At 55.2% G+C, this 18,341-nt stretch carries 11 protein-coding genes and 2 tRNA genes; 9 read left to right on the forward strand and 4 right to left on the reverse strand.

The genetic code is table 11. The features are described from left to right. The first annotated feature begins 128 nt into the window (after window positions 1–128). The 4 genes from Q3O59_RS05960 to Q3O59_RS05975 are packed head-to-tail and all read left to right on the forward strand — an operon-like array spanning window position 129 to window position 4,486. Entirely contained in the window at window positions 129–992 is an 864-nt protein-coding gene (locus Q3O59_RS05960; RefSeq protein WP_305944702.1) for an SIS domain-containing protein, read from the forward strand. An 11-nt stretch (window positions 993–1,003) separates the two neighbouring features. Continuing rightward, window positions 1,004–1,405: a RidA family protein gene (locus tag Q3O59_RS05965; protein WP_305944703.1), complete on the forward strand. Its 402-nt coding sequence runs from the start codon at window positions 1,004–1,006 to the stop codon at window positions 1,403–1,405. Window positions 1,406–1,436: 31 nt separating this feature from the next. Next, entirely contained in the window at window positions 1,437–2,972 is a 1,536-nt protein-coding gene (locus Q3O59_RS05970; RefSeq protein ID WP_305944704.1) for a sodium:solute symporter family protein, read from the forward strand. After that, complete coding sequence (locus tag Q3O59_RS05975) at window positions 2,972–4,486, forward strand: M81 family metallopeptidase (protein WP_305945118.1); 1,515 nt, start codon at window positions 2,972–2,974, stop codon at window positions 4,484–4,486. Before Q3O59_RS05970 ends, Q3O59_RS05975 begins: the two co-directional genes overlap by 1 nt. Here Q3O59_RS05975 and Q3O59_RS05980 read toward each other — a convergent pair. Beyond that, window positions 4,401–7,577, reverse strand: a complete 3,177-nt coding sequence (locus Q3O59_RS05980; RefSeq protein WP_305944705.1) for a family 20 glycosylhydrolase — start codon at window positions 7,575–7,577, stop codon at window positions 4,401–4,403. The genes Q3O59_RS05975 and Q3O59_RS05980 overlap by 86 nt on opposite strands. A gap of 262 nt (window positions 7,578–7,839) precedes the next feature. Between Q3O59_RS05980 and Q3O59_RS05985 the strand changes: the two genes are divergently transcribed. After that, window positions 7,840–11,025 carry a TonB-dependent receptor gene (locus Q3O59_RS05985; RefSeq protein WP_305944706.1) on the forward strand — a complete coding sequence of 1,062 codons (3,186 nt, stop codon included), beginning with the start codon at window positions 7,840–7,842 and terminating at the stop codon, window positions 11,023–11,025. A 168-nt stretch (window positions 11,026–11,193) separates the two neighbouring features. On the opposite strand, the gene Q3O59_RS05990 is transcribed toward Q3O59_RS05985, so the two are convergent. Continuing rightward, window positions 11,194–11,916: a Rossmann-fold NAD(P)-binding domain-containing protein gene (locus tag Q3O59_RS05990; protein WP_305944707.1), complete on the reverse strand. Its 723-nt coding sequence runs from the start codon at window positions 11,914–11,916 to the stop codon at window positions 11,194–11,196. Window positions 11,917–12,071: 155 nt separating this feature from the next. Here Q3O59_RS05990 and Q3O59_RS05995 point away from each other — a divergent pair, with 155 nt between their 5' ends. Further along, entirely contained in the window at window positions 12,072–13,385 is a 1,314-nt protein-coding gene (locus Q3O59_RS05995) for a Pvc16 family protein (protein WP_305944708.1), read from the forward strand. Between the two features lie 253 nt (window positions 13,386–13,638). On the opposite strand, the gene Q3O59_RS06000 is transcribed toward Q3O59_RS05995, so the two are convergent. Next, window positions 13,639–13,715, reverse strand: a tRNA-Met gene (locus Q3O59_RS06000). A gap of 54 nt (window positions 13,716–13,769) precedes the next feature. After that, window positions 13,770–13,846 (reverse strand) — tRNA-Met (locus Q3O59_RS06005). Between the two features lie 201 nt (window positions 13,847–14,047). Between Q3O59_RS06005 and rlmKL the strand changes: the two genes are divergently transcribed. From rlmKL to uup, 3 genes are read left to right on the forward strand one after another with little or no spacing between them, the layout of a single operon-like run. Continuing rightward, on the forward strand, window positions 14,048–16,162 hold the full coding sequence (rlmKL, locus tag Q3O59_RS06010; RefSeq protein WP_305944709.1) for a bifunctional 23S rRNA (guanine(2069)-N(7))-methyltransferase RlmK/23S rRNA (guanine(2445)-N(2))-methyltransferase RlmL: 2,115 nt from the start codon (window positions 14,048–14,050) through the stop codon (window positions 16,160–16,162). Then, window positions 16,159–16,410 carry a glutaredoxin family protein gene (locus Q3O59_RS06015; RefSeq protein WP_305944710.1) on the forward strand — a complete coding sequence of 84 codons (252 nt, stop codon included), beginning with the start codon at window positions 16,159–16,161 and terminating at the stop codon, window positions 16,408–16,410. The genes rlmKL and Q3O59_RS06015 overlap by 4 nt, the downstream gene beginning before the upstream one ends. A gap of 2 nt (window positions 16,411–16,412) precedes the next feature. Then, complete coding sequence (gene uup / locus Q3O59_RS06020) at window positions 16,413–18,320, forward strand: ATP-binding cassette ATPase Uup (protein WP_305944711.1); 1,908 nt, start codon at window positions 16,413–16,415, stop codon at window positions 18,318–18,320. Window positions 18,321–18,341: the final 21 nt, after the last annotated feature.

Raw genomic sequence — 18,341 nt, forward strand, 5'->3', positions numbered from 1 at the left:
TGGCGATGCAGTTGATAATTTATCCAACCGAAAGGTTTACTTTTTGAACTCAATGGTACAAAGTATCGTTGATAATTACCACTTATAGTCTGAGTTTAGGCTTGTTTATTTCGCGGGTTGTCGCAAATATGACGTTTGAAATTGATATTTTATCTCGCATGTCGGAGCGCTTTATCGAACTCAGCGACTCCGAACAAAAAGTGGCTCAGTTGATCTTGAATGATGTGCGGGCGGCCACCGAGCTGAACATCGCCGCACTGGCCAAAGCGGCAGGTGTTAGCCAGGCGACGGTGACCCGTTTTGCCCGCAGTGTGGATTGCAAAGATGTGCGTCAGCTGAAAGTGAAGTTAGCCCAATCCCTGGCGGTAGGCCAGCGGTTTATTGAAGAAAGCCCGGATCTTGATGGCATTCAAGGCGTGTACGAAGCCATTAAAAATACCCTGGACTTAAGCCGTAAGTTGCTTAAAACCGAATCGGTGCATCAGGCCGTGCAGTGGCTGTTGCAGGCCAGAATGGTGCTCTGCCTTGGCATGGGGGGCGGTTCGTCCATCGGCTCACTGGAAATGCAAAACCGGTTGTTTCGTTTTGGGGTACCGGTCAGCAGTTATCAGGATGGTTTATTGTGCCGTATGGTCGCTGCAGCGGTCGAGCCGACCGATGTGCTGGTGGTGATTTCCCTGACCGGCAATACTCCGGAAGTGGTGGATGCCGCCGCCATTGCGCGGCAGTACGACGCCAAAGTCATCGCTATTACCAAACCGGACTCGCTGCTGGCTCATGAGTCGGATCTACTGCTGGCGATCCAGGCACCGGAAACCGATTACATTTATAAACCCTCGGCCTCGCGCTACGCCATGCTGGCGGTGATTGATATTCTGGCGACCGAGTTGGCCAAACAAAACAAGCGGCGCTCACGTGACAAACTGCGACGGGTTAAGCTGTCGCTTGACAGCCACCGCGGCGGGGATGAGCGCCAACCTTTAGGGGATTGACAGGAGGAAGCATGGCAATACGTCGTTTTGGGATTGAGGGCAATACCGGCACAGGCGGTCAGCCGCTGCCATTTGCCAAGGCGGTAGCCGCCGGTGGCTGGTTGTATGTATCGGGCCAGACTCCGATGCGCGATGGTGAAGTGGTGGAAGGTGGTATCGTTGAGCAATCGCGGTTAGCCATTGAAAACTGCCTGGCAATCATGACCGAAGCGGGCTTTGCCAAAGCTGACATCGTGCATCTGAAGGTTTTTTTGACCGATGCGCGCTATTTTTCTTCGTTTAACAAGGTCTTTGCCGAGTACTTTGCCGAGGCACCGCCGGCCCGGGTCTGCGCTGTGACCGAGTTGGTGGTCGACTGCAAAGTCGAAGTGGACTTGACCTGCTACAACCCTGCTAAAGTTGACTCCGAATGACACCGCTGTCATTTTTGACTGGGGGCTTCCGATGAACCTGGGTGTCTTTTACAGTTTGTTTGCACTCTATCTGGCCGGGCTTATTGCTTTAAGTCTCTGGCTAGCCCGACGGCAGCGCAGCAGCGATGACTTCTTACTGGCGGGGCGTCAGGTTTCCGGTCGCCTGAGCCTCGGCACCACAGTGGCAACCATGATAGGCACGGGTACCAGTATGGGGGCGGTGGGTTTTGCTTACACCAACAGCTGGGCTGGCATGCTGTACGGCATTGGTGGTGCCTGTGGTATTTTATTGCTGGCCTGGCTGTTTGCACCGGTCAGGCGTTACGGCTTTATGACCATGAGTGAAGAGCTGTCTTATTACACCGGAGCCCGGCCTCAGGTCCGTCTGCTCTTTGCCTTGTTGATTTTTGTGGCGTCACTCGGCTGGCTTGGAGCGCACCTTATTGGTGGCGCTTTGTATTTATCCTGGGCCACCGGTATGGATTTGAATGTCGCTAAGTTGATCATCGCGACGGCTTTTACCCTCTACATTGTGATTGGTGGCTACAGCGCTGTGGTTTGGACCGACTCCATCATGGCCATTATCTTATTTATCGGTTTTATTTTGATGGCGCTGCTGATCAGCGTACAGGCCGGTGGCATTCAGGCGTTGGCGGCAGAGGTTCCGTCTGCGCAGTCCGGCTGGCAAGCCTTAACGCATATTGGGGTGGTGCCAGCGCTTTCACTGTCTGCGGTCATTGCCTTGGGGGTGTTGGCCACGCCTTCCTTTCGTCAGCGTATTTACTCAGCCCGCTCCGTCCGTACGGTCCGGCGAGCCTTTACTCTGGCCGGCCTGTTGTACCTTGCCTTTGCTGCGTTACCCGCGCTCATTGGCATCGCGGCTCGTCAGACAGCACCAGAGCTGGCCGATCATCAATTTGCCTTTGCCACCATGGCGGTGCAAGTGTTGCCTGGGATGGTGGCCATCCTGGTGCTGCTGGCCGGTGTATCGGCTACCTTGTCCTCGGCAAGCTCCGACGCCATAGCGGCGGTCAGTATTTTTATCCGTGATCTGTTGCAGCAGTGCGTCCCAGCAGGCTTTGCTCCCAAGCGCCTGCTGCTGCTCAGTCGGCTGATGCTGGTGGTGGTGGCGGTGTTGGCTCTGAGCATGGCACTGCTGTCGAACGATATCATTCGCTACATTACCTCTTTGATTGCTACCTTGATGTCCGGTCTGGCGGTCACAGCTCTGCTGGGCCGTTTTTGGCCTGGTTTTCGCTGGCAGGGTGCTGTGGCGGCTGTGCTGTGCGCCATGCTGGTCTCTTTCAGTATTTTGCTCACGCCCGATTGGCTGGCGTATTGGGGCAATCCGGTGTTGCCGGCATTTGCCGGGGCCTTGCTCAGTGCTCTGTTGGTCAGTGGGTTTTACCGGCATCAGCCGGTGTCCCGCCTGGCCAGTATGCGCCGTTTACGGGCAGAGCGGCAGCGCTTTTTGCAGCAAAAACCAGCTGCTGAGATAGCGGCTGAAGCCGATGCCGCCAACACCCATTCCACCCGGTTCGATCCGAAACGAGACAGTCCGTTATGATCCGTATTTTTACCGCTTCGCTGGCGACAGAAACCAACACTTTTTCGCCGATGTTTACCGATCTTGCCAGCTTTAAAAACAGTTTTTATGCGGCTCCGGGCGAGCACCCGGCAACGCCAACCTTATGCAGTGCACCCCTAGTAGCCTGTCGGGAAGAAGCGCAGCGCCAGCCGATCCAGTTGTTTGAAGGCAGCTGCAGCTGGGCGGAGCCTGGTGGCCTGGTCAATCGTGCCAGTTACGAGTACCTGCGTGATGAGTTGCTGCAGCAATTGCAGCAGGCGCTGCCGGTTGATGCGGTTATTTTAGGCTTGCATGGTGCCATGGTGGCCCAGGGCTACGACGATTGCGAAGGGGATTTATTGCAGCGTGTTCGGGCTATGGTTGGCCCCGATACCGTCATTTCCGCTGAATTGGATCCGCACAGCCACCTGACGGCCAAGCGGCTGGCCATGGCGGACTTGCTGATTGCCTTCAAAGAGTTCCCACATCTGGATTTTATGGATCGTGCCAGAGAGCTGGTGCGGCTAACACTGGCGACAGTGCGCAAGGAAATCAATCCTTGCATGGCCAGCTTCGATTGCAAGATGATCGATGTGTTGCCAACCAACAATGAGCCGATGAAGTCTTTTGTCGCCCGGATCCGCCAACTGGAGCAGCAAGCCGGTGTGTTGTCGATTTCGGTGATCCATGGCTTTATGGCGGGGGATGTACCTGAGATGGGCACCAAGCTGTTGGTGATTACCGACAATCAACCCGAACTCAGCGAGCAGCTGGCCCGGCAGTTGGGCATGGAGCTCTTTGCACTGCGCGGCCAAAGCATGCCCACCATGCTGTCGGTCGAGGAGGGGGTCAGCCGGATGCGCAGCAGCGAGCAAACCCCGGTGGTGCTGGCCGATGTCTGGGACAATCCGGGTGGGGGCGTCGCCGGTGATGGCACCTTGATTTTGCACGAGGTGTTGCGGCAACAGGTGCAAGGCGTGGCTTTTGGGACCATTTGGGATCCGATGGCGGTGCAATTGTGCATGGCAGCCGGTGAGGGGGCCGTGATCCCGCTACGCTTTGGTGGCAAAAGCTGCGCCACAGCCGGTGCACCGGTGGATCAGTGGGTGGAAGTGAAAGCGCTGCGCCAGCAAGCCTGGCAGGATTTTGCTGGCAGTCAGGTGCCAATGGGGGCCTGCGCCTGGATCCGCTTCGCCGGCGTTGACGTGATCTTAAACTCCAACCGTTGCCAGTCGTTTGATCCCAGCTTGTTTTGCGCGCTTGGCATTGAGCCTGCGCAGTACCGTGGTCTGGTGGTCAAGTCGACCAATCACTTCTATCAGGGCTTTGCGGCCATCGCTGCCGAGGTCTGGTATCTGGATGCCAAAGCGCCTTACCCAAGCGATCCAAGGCGCAACCAGTATCAGAAACTAAGCCGCGCCATATGGCCTATTGTGGAGCAACCGCATCTGCTGGATCAGGCAAAATGCCATCCAGCGACAGACGTTCAATGCAGCCGCAATCCTGCAAGGTGACATAAAGGTAAGGCCACTGCACAGCTAGGTTGGTTGGGTAGCGGTGTTGCAGTGGCAACTCGGCCAGCAATGCGCCTGTTGTACTGAGTAAAATCACCCGGCCCTCACCAAAACGGGTGACTGCCAGCACCCCAGGCTGCACCATTCGCATACCATCCAGGCCCCCATGGGAGAACGCTGCCAGCAAGGTTTTGTCGTGCAGCTGTTGCTCATCTATGCGGTAGCGCCAGATCCGACGCTGCAGGCTCTCATTGACAAAAAGTTTGTGGCCATCACTGGATACTTCGATGCCATTGGTGGTGCCCATGCCAGACTCCAGCAACTGGTAGCGGCCATCGGCCGATACCCGCCACAGTTGACCGCTACCGCTTTGCCAATCGGGGTCGCTGGCAAAGAGCGTATCCGGTGGCAACAGCGCCAGATCATTGGGTTGGTGCATGGCCGGAACATGCACCAGCTCGCTCAGTGCTTGTGTTGCCATCTGGTATTGCCAGACCCGGTTGCGGCTGTAATCGGCAATAAACATCCGGCTGCCATCGGCACTGAAGCGAATGCCATTGCCAATGCTGCCCGCTGGCAGCTCAAATACCAGCTCGGTTGTATCCTGGCCGCTTACCCGGCCAATGCTGCCTTGCTGGCGGTAATTCACTACATAAAGCGCACCATCGGGCCCAAAGGCCGGGCCTTCAATGCCGGAAGTAAAGGTATTGGCTTCAACCCACTGCTGGCTGTTAACTGGGGTCAGCAAGGGCTGTATCAAGCGGTGCGCGGCAATCACCAGCTCAGCTTCAATGCCCCGGCTTTGTTGCCACAGCGCATCAGCACCGGCTGGAGCTGCTTCTTGCCTGGCGTGGGCCTTCAGCAGGGAGAGTCCAACCTCGGCCAACTGGCTCAGGGTGTCGATGATGGGTATTAATTCCTGCGCCGCCGGTTTGTCGGTTAAGTAGGGGGTTAAACTGCGCGGCAACTGCTGCCAACGGCTTAGCTGTGCTTTCAAAGGCTTGAGGTCGGTATCTGGCTGTTGTTGCCACTTTTTAAGCAATTGCTCAAGCGCGCGCAGCTGGCTTTGCTCTGCCGGCAAGAAGTCCACCAGACGGTTCAGAGGCGCCTGATTGTGGTATTGCTGGCGGACGGAGCGCTCATGCAATCGGTGGTAATAGTGAGCCGGCTCCAGCGCTACAACCAGTTGCTGCAGCGCGGCCAGGCCTGCGGGTTCAACCAGGCTGGCCAGCCCTTGTGTTTGTTGCTGCAGGTGCAAAAGGCCGACCGAGTCTTCCAGCCAGGGCTCCAGCTGCTCCAGCCGTTGGTAAAGCTTCGCTTCATCGCGAAGCTCAGCTGGTGACCACAGGCGCTCTGCGACGACCAGGGCCTGAGGCCAAAGCCTTCGATCGATCACCTCGGCATTCACCAGCTCGCCCCAAAGGGCGATCTCACCGCCCAGCACCCGCGCTTGCTGATCCAGACTTAATGCCGGACGTGCTATGCCTGCAGGCAGCGGATCCTGTTGGTTGTGCCAGTCGATTTGCTCCCCAGCAACGGCATAGGGCGCATTGCCAACCACCAGCTCACCGGCTAGCTGCTCTGCCAGCGTCCAGTCGGCTTGCACCGGGCCCATCCAGGTATCGAGTGAAAAGCGTAGCCGATTGGCCTCCACGGTTAAGTCCGGCAGTGCCTGTCGGCTGCGCCCTGCAAAGTCGATAAAGCCCTCAAGGCGTTGCTCGTAATGCAGCAGCCATAGTTTGCCCTCTATGGGAGCACCGCGTAAACGGGGGATGGTAAAGCGCCATCCCGACCAGGCCTGGTAGCCTTCTGGTTGGGCTGGGGAAGGCTGAGGCAGTGGATCAATCCGGTAATGAAAGTGCGCAAACTGAGGCTGATCCAGGTAATAGCCGGTCGATAAAATCACATCATGGCCGGCCTGAGCCGCTTCGACCACCGAGTCCAGTCCACGCCAGGACTGCACCAGACTGGATGAAGGCAGCTCAGGGGTCAGGATCTCATCCCAGCCAATCATCCGACGATCCAGCTGCTTTAAAATGCCAAGCACGCGTTGATTAAACCAGGTTTGGAGCGCCAGGTGGTCTTCCAGGCCATGTTGCTGCTTAAAAGCCCGGATCCCAGGGTTTTGCTGCCAGTGATCGGGCAAGACCTCATCGCCTCCAATGTGCAGATAAGGATCGGGAAACAAACTGGCGACCTCTTCCAGCAATTTGGTTAAAAATTGATAGCTGCTTTCCTGGGTTGGATCCAGCACTGCCGGGTGAATGCCCCAGTGCTTTTCAGGCTCGGCAGGCCCCGGCATCGACATCAACTCCGGGTAAGCCGCGCCCAATGCTGTGGTATGACCGGGCACATCAATTTCCGGGACCACGCGAATACCGCGTAATGCTGCGTAATCGATGATGCGCCGGACATCTTCCTGGCTGTAATAGCCAGCGGTGCCGCCAATTTGATGCAGCTTTGGAAAACGCTTTGACTCCAGTCGCCAGCCCTGATCGTCGGTTAAATGCCAGTGCAACACATTGAGTTTGGCAGCAGCCATCCCGTCCAGCTGGCGTTTGATGGTGTCTACCGGTAAAAAATGCCGAGCCGGATCCAGCAGCAGGCCGCGCCAGGAAAAACGAGGCGCATCTTTTATGGCAAGGGCCGCAAGGCTGCTGTGCCCGGCCAGCAATTGCAGCAAGGTTTCCAGTCCATGCAAAGCGCCCAGGTGGGTGGGTGCTTGCAACAAAATACCGGCAGCATCGAGCCGCAGTCGATAGGATTCATCCTGATGCAACCTGGGGTACCAAAAAGGCTCCGCGCTTTCGATTTCAATGCGAAGGGAGATCGGAGCGGTAGCGGCATGCTGCACCTCGGGATGTTGCTGCTGCAAGCGCTGCAAAAAACGCTGCAAGGCGGGCTCAAGTATCTGTTGGTGCTCTTGTGGGTATTGCCAGTTCAGCTTGGAAGCTAATTGAAAAGGTGCTTCGTCCAACCAGTCCAATTGCATCGGGTAGGGCATCAGGGCAGGGGACGGATCGCTTTGCTGTCCGGCCAGGGGCATGCTAAAGCCAAGGCAGAGCAGCAACAGCAGCAGGTAAGGACGCATGGGGATTCCATTATTTTCGAATACTCATTGTTACTTGGTAACATTTATTTTTGAAGTAAACAAGATGCATAGCTGCTTTTTTCAGCAAAAAAACCACGGTTAATTCGAAAATAACTGTTTACTTTTTGCTCTCGTTGGTACAAAGTAACAATGAGCTTGCAGAAAAACAGGGCTGCAAGTCCCATCTGCTGCATTGGTCAGCGGCTTGTGACAGACAACAGAACCACAGTATCATAACGAGAGATAACAAAGAGAGTGCACCATGCCTGGAACAAAATTTAAAGGTAACAAGTTAACCATCGCCGTCTCGGCTGCGATCATTGGACTTCAGCCTGTATTTGCTCTGGCTGACAATGACAGCGGTGTCATTGATGAGGCAGCAGATGAACAAGTTGAAGTGATCCAAGTCCGGGGCATCCGGGGCAGTTTGCTCAGTGCCCAGAACCTGAAACGCTTTGCCGATACGGTAAAAGATGTCATTACTGCATCCGATATTGGGGCCTTGCCGGATAAGTCCGTCACCGAAGCCCTGCAGCGAGTGCCTGGCGTCACCATTGAACGCTTTGCTTCGTCCGACGATCCGAAGCACTACGCCGATGAAGGCACTGGCGTTCTGGTACGGGGTTTGGACCGGGTTCGCTCCGAAGTGAATGGCCGGGATGCGTTTAGCGCCAATCCCTGGGGTGGTTTAAGCTACGAGGATTTTCCTGCCGAATTGCTTGGCTCGGTCGAGGTGGTGAAAAACCAGACCGCCGATCTTATTTCCGGTGGTATTGCCGGCACGGTCAATCTGGTGACCCGCAAGCCATTTGACTCCGATGAGCGCTTGCTGGCTGTTAATGTCAAAGCCAATTATGGCGATTACCGCAAAGACTGGACCCCTTCGGTATCGGCTTTGTTCTCCGACAGCTGGGATACCAAGGCGGGACGTTTTGGCTTTTTGATTGCGGCGTCTCAGTCCACCTTTAAAACTCGGGGTGATGGCATTGGCCTTGGCAACTTCCACTCACGTGGCGATTCGTTTGTGCCTACCCTGGATCAGTGGGGCGGCATTACCGGGGTAGACCCGGACTCGCCGGTAGATGGCCCGGCCTTACCGGGACAACCTGCTGGCAGTGTCTGGCACGTGCCGGTGGCTATTCATATGAGCACCGCCGACAACGATCGCAAACGCACCGGCTTTACCACCTCATTGCAGTGGGCCAATACCGACAATACCCTGGTTGCTACTTTAGAGCACATCAATTCCCGTGCTTCCCTGGAGTGGAATGAGCGGCAAATTGGTCAGGCGGCTCAGGGGTTCCGCAGCTTTATGGGCTCGTCGCAAAACTGGCAAGACGATGCCGCCAATGGCTTTCCTTTAACCACCAGTGGTGACTTCGTCACTTCGGGAATCGCCTTGGGGGTGAGTCCGGAAACGCCATTCTTTTATCGCAGTCGTTGGAACTACAACGAAAATACGGTGGAGGATACCTCCTTCAATCTGGTGTACCGGCCGACCGATCGCCTGACCATGGTGTTTGACTACCAGCACATCGATTCGGAAAAAGTGGTGCACAACTACAGCATGTCGGGTCAAACCCGGGGCAACCATGTGCATGTGGTGTCACCTTACTTCCTGGATATGCGGGGCTCCCGTCCTACGGTGCAGTTTTTAAGCGACAACATCCTGACCGCCGGTTGGTCACCCAATCAGGATTGGGATGGCCCGGTCCCCAATGTGTTTCTTGGCAGCGGTATGGAGCAAGAGGAACACAACACCGCCCGTGCCGACAGCTTCAAATTTGATTTAACCTACGAGCTGGATGGTCTCTTTACCGCGGTCAGAACCGGTTTTTACTACTCGGATAAAGATCTGACGGTGCGTGATACGGCCTACGAGGGTTGGTCAGCCATTGGTACGCCGTGGATCCAGGCCGATCGCAATGCCGCTGCTGCGGTCAATCGCCCCGAGCTGTTTGAGCGGGTTGATTTCTCCGATTTCTATCACGGCAATGTGTTGCTGGGCAATGTGAACAACTTCCTGTTCCCCCGGATGGACCTGGTGCGCAACTACGCCCAGTCGCTGCGTCAGGGCTGTCAGGAAGGCTGGCACAATGCCACCTTAAGTGCCGCCAACAACGGCGTTTGTACCGGCACCTACGTCCCCTATGAAGACAAGCCCAACCGGGTAGAGGGGCCTTTTGCTGCCCACAACATCAGCTCGTCCAATGAAAAGCGGACCGAGTTTTACCTGCGCGGTAACTTCGACTTGCTTGATCTCGATATGCCAGTGACCGGCAATGTGGGTCTGCGCTACGTCAACTACAAGCTGCAATCCACTGGCGCTTTTGTACAGCCGATTGAAGCGCGGCGTGGCGAGCCGGATACGTCACTGTACAACGTGATGCAGCAACCGGAATACCAGCGTTACTTTAACCTGGCCGGTGGGCAGTCGCAGCTGAGTACGGTTAAAGGCACCAACTACACCACCATTTTACCAAGCCTGAACTTTAATGTTGGCGTGACTGAAGACGTGGTGGTGCGCTTTGGTGCTTCCAAAGGGCTTTATTACCCAAGCCTGATGGATACCCGCAACATCAGTCTGTTGGATTTGGATTACGACCGCCGCTTGCAAACACCGGGCATGGACTACGATGAAGAAAACAACCCGGTGGTGGGGCTGGATAATATTGCGGTGACCGCACTATCTGGCAACCCCTACCTGAAGCCAGAGAGCTCGATTAACCTGGACTTGTCGACCGAGTGGTACTTTGCGCCGGCGGGCTTTATGGCTGTGGCTTTGTTCCACAAACGACTGGACAACATCATTCGCAGTCGCTCCTTTGAGCTGCCGCTGGAGTTTGAAGGCGAAAGCTACAATGTTTCAGCCTATGGTCCTGCCAACACCGGTTCGGGCAGCATTCGAGGTGCTGAGTTCTCGTACTCGCAGTTTTACGACATGCTACCGGGTGCCTGGAGTGGCCTGGGCTTGCAGTTCAACTTTACCTACATTGATCAGAGCGGTCTCGAAGATCCGAATGAAATTTCGGATGGCACCCTGGGTTTTGACGAGGCAGGCAACCGCATTGCCGACAACCGCAATACCTTTCGAGTATTCAGCGGCTTGCCGTTGCAGGGCTACTCCGACAAGAACCTGAACATTGTGGGTATGTACGAGTACGAGGCGGTGTCGTTCCGTCTGGCCTACACCTGGCGCTCCGAGTACCTGTTAACGCTGCGGGAGTCGGAAGAGTATGTACCAGCCTATGCTAAGTCGACTGGGATGATGGATGCCAGCTTGTACTACAGCATCAATGACAACTGGAAAGTGGGTATTGAGGGCAGCAACCTGCTGCGTAGTGAGATCCGCACCCAGTATCAAATGAACCAGGAAGGGGTGAGGACAGATGCCTTAAACTTCACCACCGACCGCCGCTATGCGCTTAGCGTGCGCGCTGTGTTCTGATGTGTGTAAGGGTGATTGCTGCTGCCCTCCCGGATGAAACCTGATCCTTCATCTACCTCTTGCAGCAATCACCCGCCTTTGGGGCTTTCCAAAGGCAAAGAAAACTGAACAAACCGGCAGCTGCCGGTTTGTTGTTTTAAAATACTATGTGTTTAGGTGTGGGAAAAACTAACCCGAATTAGCACCCGCAGCTAGCTGCTGCATATCCGAAAAATAACGCAGGGCAACCTCTGACTTTGCTTCATTTGTCACTGATACTCCGGCTTTCGCCTCAGCTTCTGCTTCCGCTGCTAGGTGCTGCAAATCGGCTAGCATGGCTCTGGCGACGGTGCTGCCAGCAATAGCGCGATAGCGACTGGCTTTGCCTTGCAGTAGCGGTGCCAGCAAAGGCATCAGTTTGCTGGCCAGGTGCTCGGCGAAGCGATATTCACTGCGTTGGCCCAGCAACAACCCCGGCCGGTAAATCAGCAGTTTGTTAAAACCAAGTTGAGTCAGACCTAGCTCCAGTTCACCTTTGATGCGGTTGTAGAAAATACCCGAGTTGGCATTGGCGCCGACAGCCGAGACACAAAGGCAAAAGCGAGCTCCCTTCGTTTTTGCCAGGCTTGCGGCCTGCAGTGGCAGCTGATAGTCAATCGCCTTAAAGTTTTGCTTGTTGCCGGCTTTTTTGATGGTGGTTCCCAAACAGTGCAGCAATGCATCGGCTTGCCAGTGTTCAAACAGGGCCGGCCACTGTTCTGGCTGGCTTACCGCTGTGACAAGTTTGGGATGCTCAATCGCCAACGGCCGGCGCAGGGGTGCGTAAATGGTGTCAATGGCATCGCAGCTCAGTAAGCCTTTCAGCAAATGACCACCAACCAAACCGGTTGCTCCCAGTAAAATTACTTTCATTGTTTCTACCTGCAGCTGTTGGAAGCTGACCACTGTTGTGTCCAACTGTCACACAAGCAAGCACCTGCTTCAAGAGGGGGCATGGATCGATTCGCATTTTCAGGGGGGGTGGTTTATGCTTTTTGGACATTTGGGGACATCAAACTAATAAAGCCATGATTCAGCATATTATCCAGTTTCTTACCGATCAGCTAAACCAGCACTTTCATGCCGAAGGTGACTCTGCGAAGCTCTACCCAACACCCTTGTCTGTCACCCAACCGCGTAACTTCCCCAAAGACGGTCTGGCGATTACGCTGCTCAATATCGAGCAAAAGCAGGCGCTTGGTGGTAGGCCTGAGACGGATACTCCTATAGAGGAAACCGCGTTGCAGTTGCTTATCTCTGCAAACCTTGGCACTAGCGGGCGCTACGAACCTGACTTGTATCTGAGCGGATTAAAACAGCTGTCTGCTGTAATGGCTTTCTTTGATAGCCGTAACCTCTTTAGCCCGGGTGATCATCGCCAGTTGCAGGAGGTCACTCCAGGTTTGAAAAAGCTATCTGTCAGCTTTGTTTCTGCGGATCTGAAGCAGCTCCACCGTATTTGGTCGATGCTGGGCGTTAGCCATCGACCGGCAGCACTTTTTCAGGCGCGTATCCTGCATAACAACCAGCTCGACCTCGCTGATTTTGAAGCGAGCCTTGAGCCCGGTGGTCGGAGTTCCTTTACACTGTCTGGAGACTATGCTGGCTTCAGGTTTGTCAATTTTGAGCGGAGTGAGAACAGCCCGATACACTATGAAAATGGTGGTAGCACAGTGTCGGTGACGCTTCTATCGGAACTGGCACAACCGTATGTTTTTAGTTACCAGGCATCCGACGGCCAGAAGAGTGGTCGCGGTACCATCAGCATCCATCCCTCCATGCCGTTAGTATCAGTCAGAGGAGTGGTTCGCTCTGATCCGACCGGTGAGACACTTGCAGGTGTCAGTGTTCGACACCTGCCATCGGGGCGCCAGGTTGCAACCGATGGGCAAGGCCGGTTTGAGATCAGTCAACTGAATCAAGCCGAAGGAACACTGACCTTTAGCCAGGTTGGTTTTGTTCAGCGCGAGGTTGTGCTTAGTGGCAATACTTTTCTCGAGGTGAGTTTATCGCCTTTTGCGGGTGCAGAACCAACCTTACCACCTGGCATTGAAATCATCTCGCAACAGAGCATGCGACAAATCCTGATGAATCGCCGTGTAGTGCCGGGTTTTAGAGAGCCGCTGATTGAAAACTTTATTGCGTCGGTATCTCAGCAACCTCTTACAGCAGCGGAAATCAGGAATGTATCCGACTTTCATGCAGACACCTTGCATGCTTTCAGCGAGCACTTTGGTATTGATCCCTCAGATCTTGACTCAGTGGTGGAGCTGATTAACCAGATTGTTCAACGAGCAGTTGCTGACGGTCCCGAAAGACCAACCAATCCAGGTAGGAGGTAGGGTACCCGAAATCCGGATACAAAAAACCAGCACTAGGCCGGTTGAGATGTTGGTTGCGGGAGCCACCGCGGAGCTTATGAAGAGCGAACCGACGTGCGTCGGGCTCCCGAAATCCGGATACAAAAAAACCAGCTTGATGCTGGCTTGATGTTGGTTGCGGGAGCCACCGCGGAGCTTATGAAGAGCGAACCGACGTGCGTCGGGCTCCCGAAATCCGGATACAAAAAAACCAGCTTGATGCTGGCTTTAAAGTTGGTTGCGGGAGCCGGATTTGAACCGACGACCTTCGGGTTATGAGCCCGACGAGCTACCAGGCTGCTCCATCCCGCGTCCGTGAATTATCCCCGAGCAGTAGAGATAATTGGTTGATTTGCAATGCATGTTTGGTTGCGGGAGCCGGATTTGAACCGACGACCTTCGGGTTATGAGCCCGACGAGCTACCAGGCTGCTCCATCCCGCGTCCGTCATTGCGGGGCGAATGATAGGGGGTTTTCTAAAAGGACGCAAGCCCCAATTCACTGTCAGGCTACCGTTTGCTGCTTTATTCGGCATCTGCTGATAAATACCACTGCTAAGGTAACAAAGATTCACCCCTTCAGGTGCGTCTTCGGGTTTCGCTTCTGCTATACTGGGCGTCGATTTTTTTCATGGCAGTCAAAGCATGCTGGAATTTTGGGCATTAACCTCCAAAGGTGTGGAGGAGTTACTGGCGGATGAGATCCGCAGACATCAGGGTGAGGTGATCAAAGTCACCATGGGGGTGGTGCGCTTTAAAGCGGATCTTAAAACTGCCTATACGCTCTGCTTGTGGTCGCGGTTGGCGACCCGCATCTTGCGGCATCTGCATACTGAAATGGTGGATAAAACCACCGATCTCTACCAAATTGCCAGCCAGCTGAACTGGACCGAATTGATGTCGGTGCAGCAATCCATCGCCATTGACTGTGTCGGCAAACACCCCTCCATCGACAACACCCAGTTTGGTGCGCTGCGGGTGAAAGATGCCATCGTCGACCAGTTCCGCCGTCAAACCAACGAGCGTCCCAATGTCGACAAGCAGCAGCCGGATGTTCGTTTTCAGGTGCGGCTAAGTGGCAAAGCCTTTCATTTCTTGCAAGATTTTTCCGGCCCCTCACTGCACCAGCGCGGCTACCGCTTTGGCCAGGGGGAAGCTCCGCTGAAAGAGCACCTGGCCGCAGCTTTGCTGCTGCGCTCGGGCTGGCGCTTTGAACAGGTGCTGTTTGACCCGTTCTGCGGCAGTGGCACTCTGCTGATTGAGGCAGCGCTGATGGCCGGCAACAGAGCGCCGGGCTTGCAGCGTGAGCGCTTTGCTTTTGAAGGCTGGCCAGGCCACCGGCCTGCGCTGTGGCAGGGGCTGCGTAAAGACGCTCAGGCCGCCAAAACCGAACTGCCAGTCGGGCGCTTGTTTGGCATGGATAAGGATCCGCAGGTGCTGCAAAAAGCTCTGCGCAATGCCAGCAATGCTGGCGTGGCCGAGGCCATTACCTTTTTGGACGGCGATGCTACGGCGATGAGTTGCCCGGTTGCAGAGGAGCCGGGCGTTATTGTGACCAACCCGCCTTACGGTGAGCGGTTGGGAGACTTGCCAGCCTTGATCCCGCTCTACACCCGTTTTTCAGTGGCGTTAAAGCAGCACTTTGTCGGCTGGCGTTTGGCTGTTATTACCTCGAATCAGGATTTATTGCGGGCGCTGAAACTGGCACGCAGCAAAAGCTATCAGTTCAGCAATGGGCCGCTCGATTGCGAGTTCAGCCTGTTTGAACTGACCGAAAAGCAGGTGCAAAGTCGCAATGCCGAAGCGCCGGCGCTGTTTTTCAGCGAAAGCAGCTCCTTTGGCAACCGGCTTAGCAAAAACCGCAAACAGTTAAAAAAATGGGCGGAGCGGGAAAACTTAAGCTGCTATCGGCTGTACGATGCCGATATTCCCGAATACAACGTGGCGGTCGATTGGTACGACGGTGAAGTGGTGGTGCACGAATACGCTCCGCCGGCTTCTGTCGACGAAGCGGTGGCGCAAAAGCGCCTGTTCGATGTAGTCAATCAGGTGCCGCAGGTACTGGGCATTCGTCCGGATCAGATGGTGCTGAAAGTGCGGGAGCGGCAAAAAGGCAGCAAGCAGTACCAAAGCTTGCAGCAGCAAGGCCAGTACAAGGAAGTGCAGGAGTACGGTGCCAGGTTTTGGGTGAATCTGCGCGATTACCTCGATACCGGCTTGTTTTTGGACCACCGCCTGACCCGTCGCCGCATTCAACAGCAGGCCAAAGGCAAAGCGGTGCTGAATCTTTTTGCTTACACCGGAACTGCCTCGGTGCATGCCGCTCTGGGCGGTGCCAGTTCGGTCACCACGGTGGACATGTCCAATACCTATCTGGACTGGGCCAAGCGCAATTTTTTACTCAATGGGCTGAATGGTCCTCAGTATCGTTTTGAGCAGGCCGATTGCCTGCAATGGCTGGGCCGCTGCCAACAGCGTTTTGATTTGATTTTTGTCGACCCGCCGACCTTTTCCAATTCAAAACGGATGCAAGACAGCTGGGATGTGCAACGCGACCATCTGCGTCTGCTTAGCCAGTTGAAAGACCGTCTGAACGAGGGCGGAATGGTGATTTTTTCCAACAACAAGCGGCGCTTTAAGCTCGACTACCCAGCGCTCGAAGCCGATGGCTGGCAGGTGAAAGACATTTCGGCGGCAACCTTGCCGGAAGACTTTAAGCGCAACCCGCACATTCATGTCTGTTTTGAGCTGAGCCGATGACAGTGCGGTTTGAACTCTACAGTACCTGGGGCTGTCATCTGTGTGAGCAAGCCGAGCAGATGCTGCAGCAAGCAGGCCTGAGTGGCCAGTATCAGGTGCTGGACATCGTGGATCATGCGCATTTATTTGAGCAATACCGGGTGCTAATCCCGGTGCTGGCCTGCCGCCACACCAAGGCCACACTCGGCTGGCCCTTTGACCAGGCGCAACTGACGGCCTGGCTGCAATTACAGTTACAGGAAGACTAACGGTGGAAGTATTACGTTTTCAGCAGGCCTGTCTGGCCTTTGGTACCCATCCGGTGCTGGATAAAGTGGATTTTAGTTTATTCAGTGGCGAGCGCGTCTGTCTGGTCGGGCGCAACGGTGCCGGCAAATCGACCTTTTTAAAAGTGCTGACCGGTCAGCAAAGCCTGGACGACGGTCAGGTGGTGCTGCCAACCGGTGTGGTGCTTAGCCGGCTGGAGCAAGATCCGCCCGCCAAAATGGACACCCGCATTGCCGACTTTATCCGCGAGGGCGCGGGCGACCTGGCCGACAAACTGCAGCAGTTTTATCAGTTATCGGAGTCGCTGGACGCCGATAGCCCGCAGCAAATGCGTTTGTTCGAGCAACTGCAAGCCGAGCTGGATAGCCGTGATGGCTGGAGCCTGGAAGCACGTGTAACCGCTTTGTGCCAGCAGTTCGCAATGGATCCCGATGCCAACCTGGCGTCCTTGTCCGGTGGCTGGCTGCGAAAAGCAGCGCTGGCCCGGGCTCTGGTAGCCAAACCGGATATTCTGCTGCTGGATGAGCCTACCAACCATTTGGACATTGCTGCCATTCAGTGGCTGGAGAGCTTTTTAAAAGAGTTCAAAGGCGCCATTATTTTCATTTCGCATGACCGGGCCTTTATCCGCGCCTTGGCCACCCGCATTATCGATTTAGACCGCGGTCAGCTGACCTCGCATCCGGGCAATTACGCTCAATACCTGGAGCGCAAGCAAAAAATGCTGGAAGACGAGCAGCAACACAATGCGCTGTTCGATAAAAAACTGGCCGAAGAAGAGGTCTGGATCCGCCAGGGCATCAAAGCACGGCGCACTCGCAACGAAGGACGGGTGCGGGCACTGAAAGCCTTGCGCAAAGAGCGGGCCGCCCGGGTTGAAACCTTAGGCAAAGTTGAATTTGCCATTGAGCAGGCAGAACGCTCTGGCAAGTTGGTGTTTGAGGCCAGCAAGCTGAGTCACAGCTTTGGTGGCGAGCCTTTGATGCAGCATCTGGATTTGTTGGTGATGCGTGGCGACCGGCTGGCGCTGATCGGCCCCAATGGGGTGGGTAAGTCCACCTTAATCAAATTGCTGCTCGGTGAGCTGGAACCGGAGCAGGGCAGCATTAAGCGTGGTGCCAATTTGGAAGTGGCCTATTTCGACCAACACCGTCAGGCGCTGGATCTGGACGCCACCGTGCAGGACAACGTGGCCGATGGCCGCCAGGAAATTGTGCAAAATGGCCAAAGCCGCCATGTCCTCAGTTATCTACAGGACTTTTTATTCCCACCGGCACGCAGTCGGACCCCGGTACGGGCGCTGTCGGGTGGCGAGAAAAATCGCTTGTTGCTGGCGCGTTTGTTTGCCAAACCCAGCAACTTACTGATCCTCGATGAGCCAACCAACGATCTCGATGTGGAAACGCTGGAGCTGCTGGAGGATATTCTGCAGCAGTATCAGGGCACGGTGATTTTGGTCAGCCACGACCGGGAATTTGTCAATAACACCGTCACCAGTAGTTTGTTGTTTGCCGGTCATGGTACCATCCTGGACATTACCGGTGGTTACGATGATGTGGTACGCTGGCAGACGCAACAGCAGCAACGGGCTGAGGCCGCCTCTGAGCCAAGTAAAAAAAGCAGTGAGAAAGCAGCGCAACCAGCCAGCAAGGCAGCCAGTACCAGCCAAAGCCGCAAGTTATCCTTTAAAGAAAAGCGTGAGCTGGAGCAGCTGCCAGCTCTGATTGAGTCATTGGAAACCGAGCTTTCGCAACTGCAGCAGCAGGTCAATGAAGCTGATTTTTTCTCCGGCCCGGTGGATCAGACCCAAGGGGTGTTGAACCAACTGGCCGAACTTGAGTCGAAGCTGGCGCATGCGTACGAGCGCTGGGAACTTTTAGAAGCAGAATAAACAGACGTATTTTATAGGGGT

The sequence above is a fragment of the Alkalimonas delamerensis genome (assembly GCF_030717955.1).
Taxonomy (GTDB): domain Bacteria; phylum Pseudomonadota; class Gammaproteobacteria; order Enterobacterales; family Alteromonadaceae; genus Alkalimonas; species Alkalimonas delamerensis.

Excerpts from the sequence above, each read along its gene's own strand:
- Q3O59_RS05980 (WP_305944705.1), bottom strand. The coding sequence starts at position 7,577 with ATGCGTCCTTACCTGCTGCTGTTGCTGCTCTGCCTTGGCTTTAGCATG.
- Q3O59_RS05985 (WP_305944706.1), top strand. The coding sequence starts at position 7,840 with ATGCCTGGAACAAAATTTAAAGGTAACAAGTTAACCATCGCCGTCTCG.
- Q3O59_RS05990 (WP_305944707.1), bottom strand. The coding sequence starts at position 11,916 with ATGAAAGTAATTTTACTGGGAGCAACCGGTTTGGTTGGTGGTCATTTG.
- Q3O59_RS05960 (WP_305944702.1), top strand. The coding sequence starts at position 129 with ATGACGTTTGAAATTGATATTTTATCTCGCATGTCGGAGCGCTTTATC.
- rlmKL (WP_305944709.1), top strand. The coding sequence starts at position 14,048 with ATGCTGGAATTTTGGGCATTAACCTCCAAAGGTGTGGAGGAGTTACTG.
- Q3O59_RS05995 (WP_305944708.1), top strand. The coding sequence starts at position 12,072 with ATGATTCAGCATATTATCCAGTTTCTTACCGATCAGCTAAACCAGCAC.
- Q3O59_RS05965 (WP_305944703.1), top strand. The coding sequence starts at position 1,004 with ATGGCAATACGTCGTTTTGGGATTGAGGGCAATACCGGCACAGGCGGT.
- Q3O59_RS05970 (WP_305944704.1), top strand. The coding sequence starts at position 1,437 with ATGAACCTGGGTGTCTTTTACAGTTTGTTTGCACTCTATCTGGCCGGG.
- Q3O59_RS06015 (WP_305944710.1), top strand. The coding sequence starts at position 16,159 with ATGACAGTGCGGTTTGAACTCTACAGTACCTGGGGCTGTCATCTGTGT.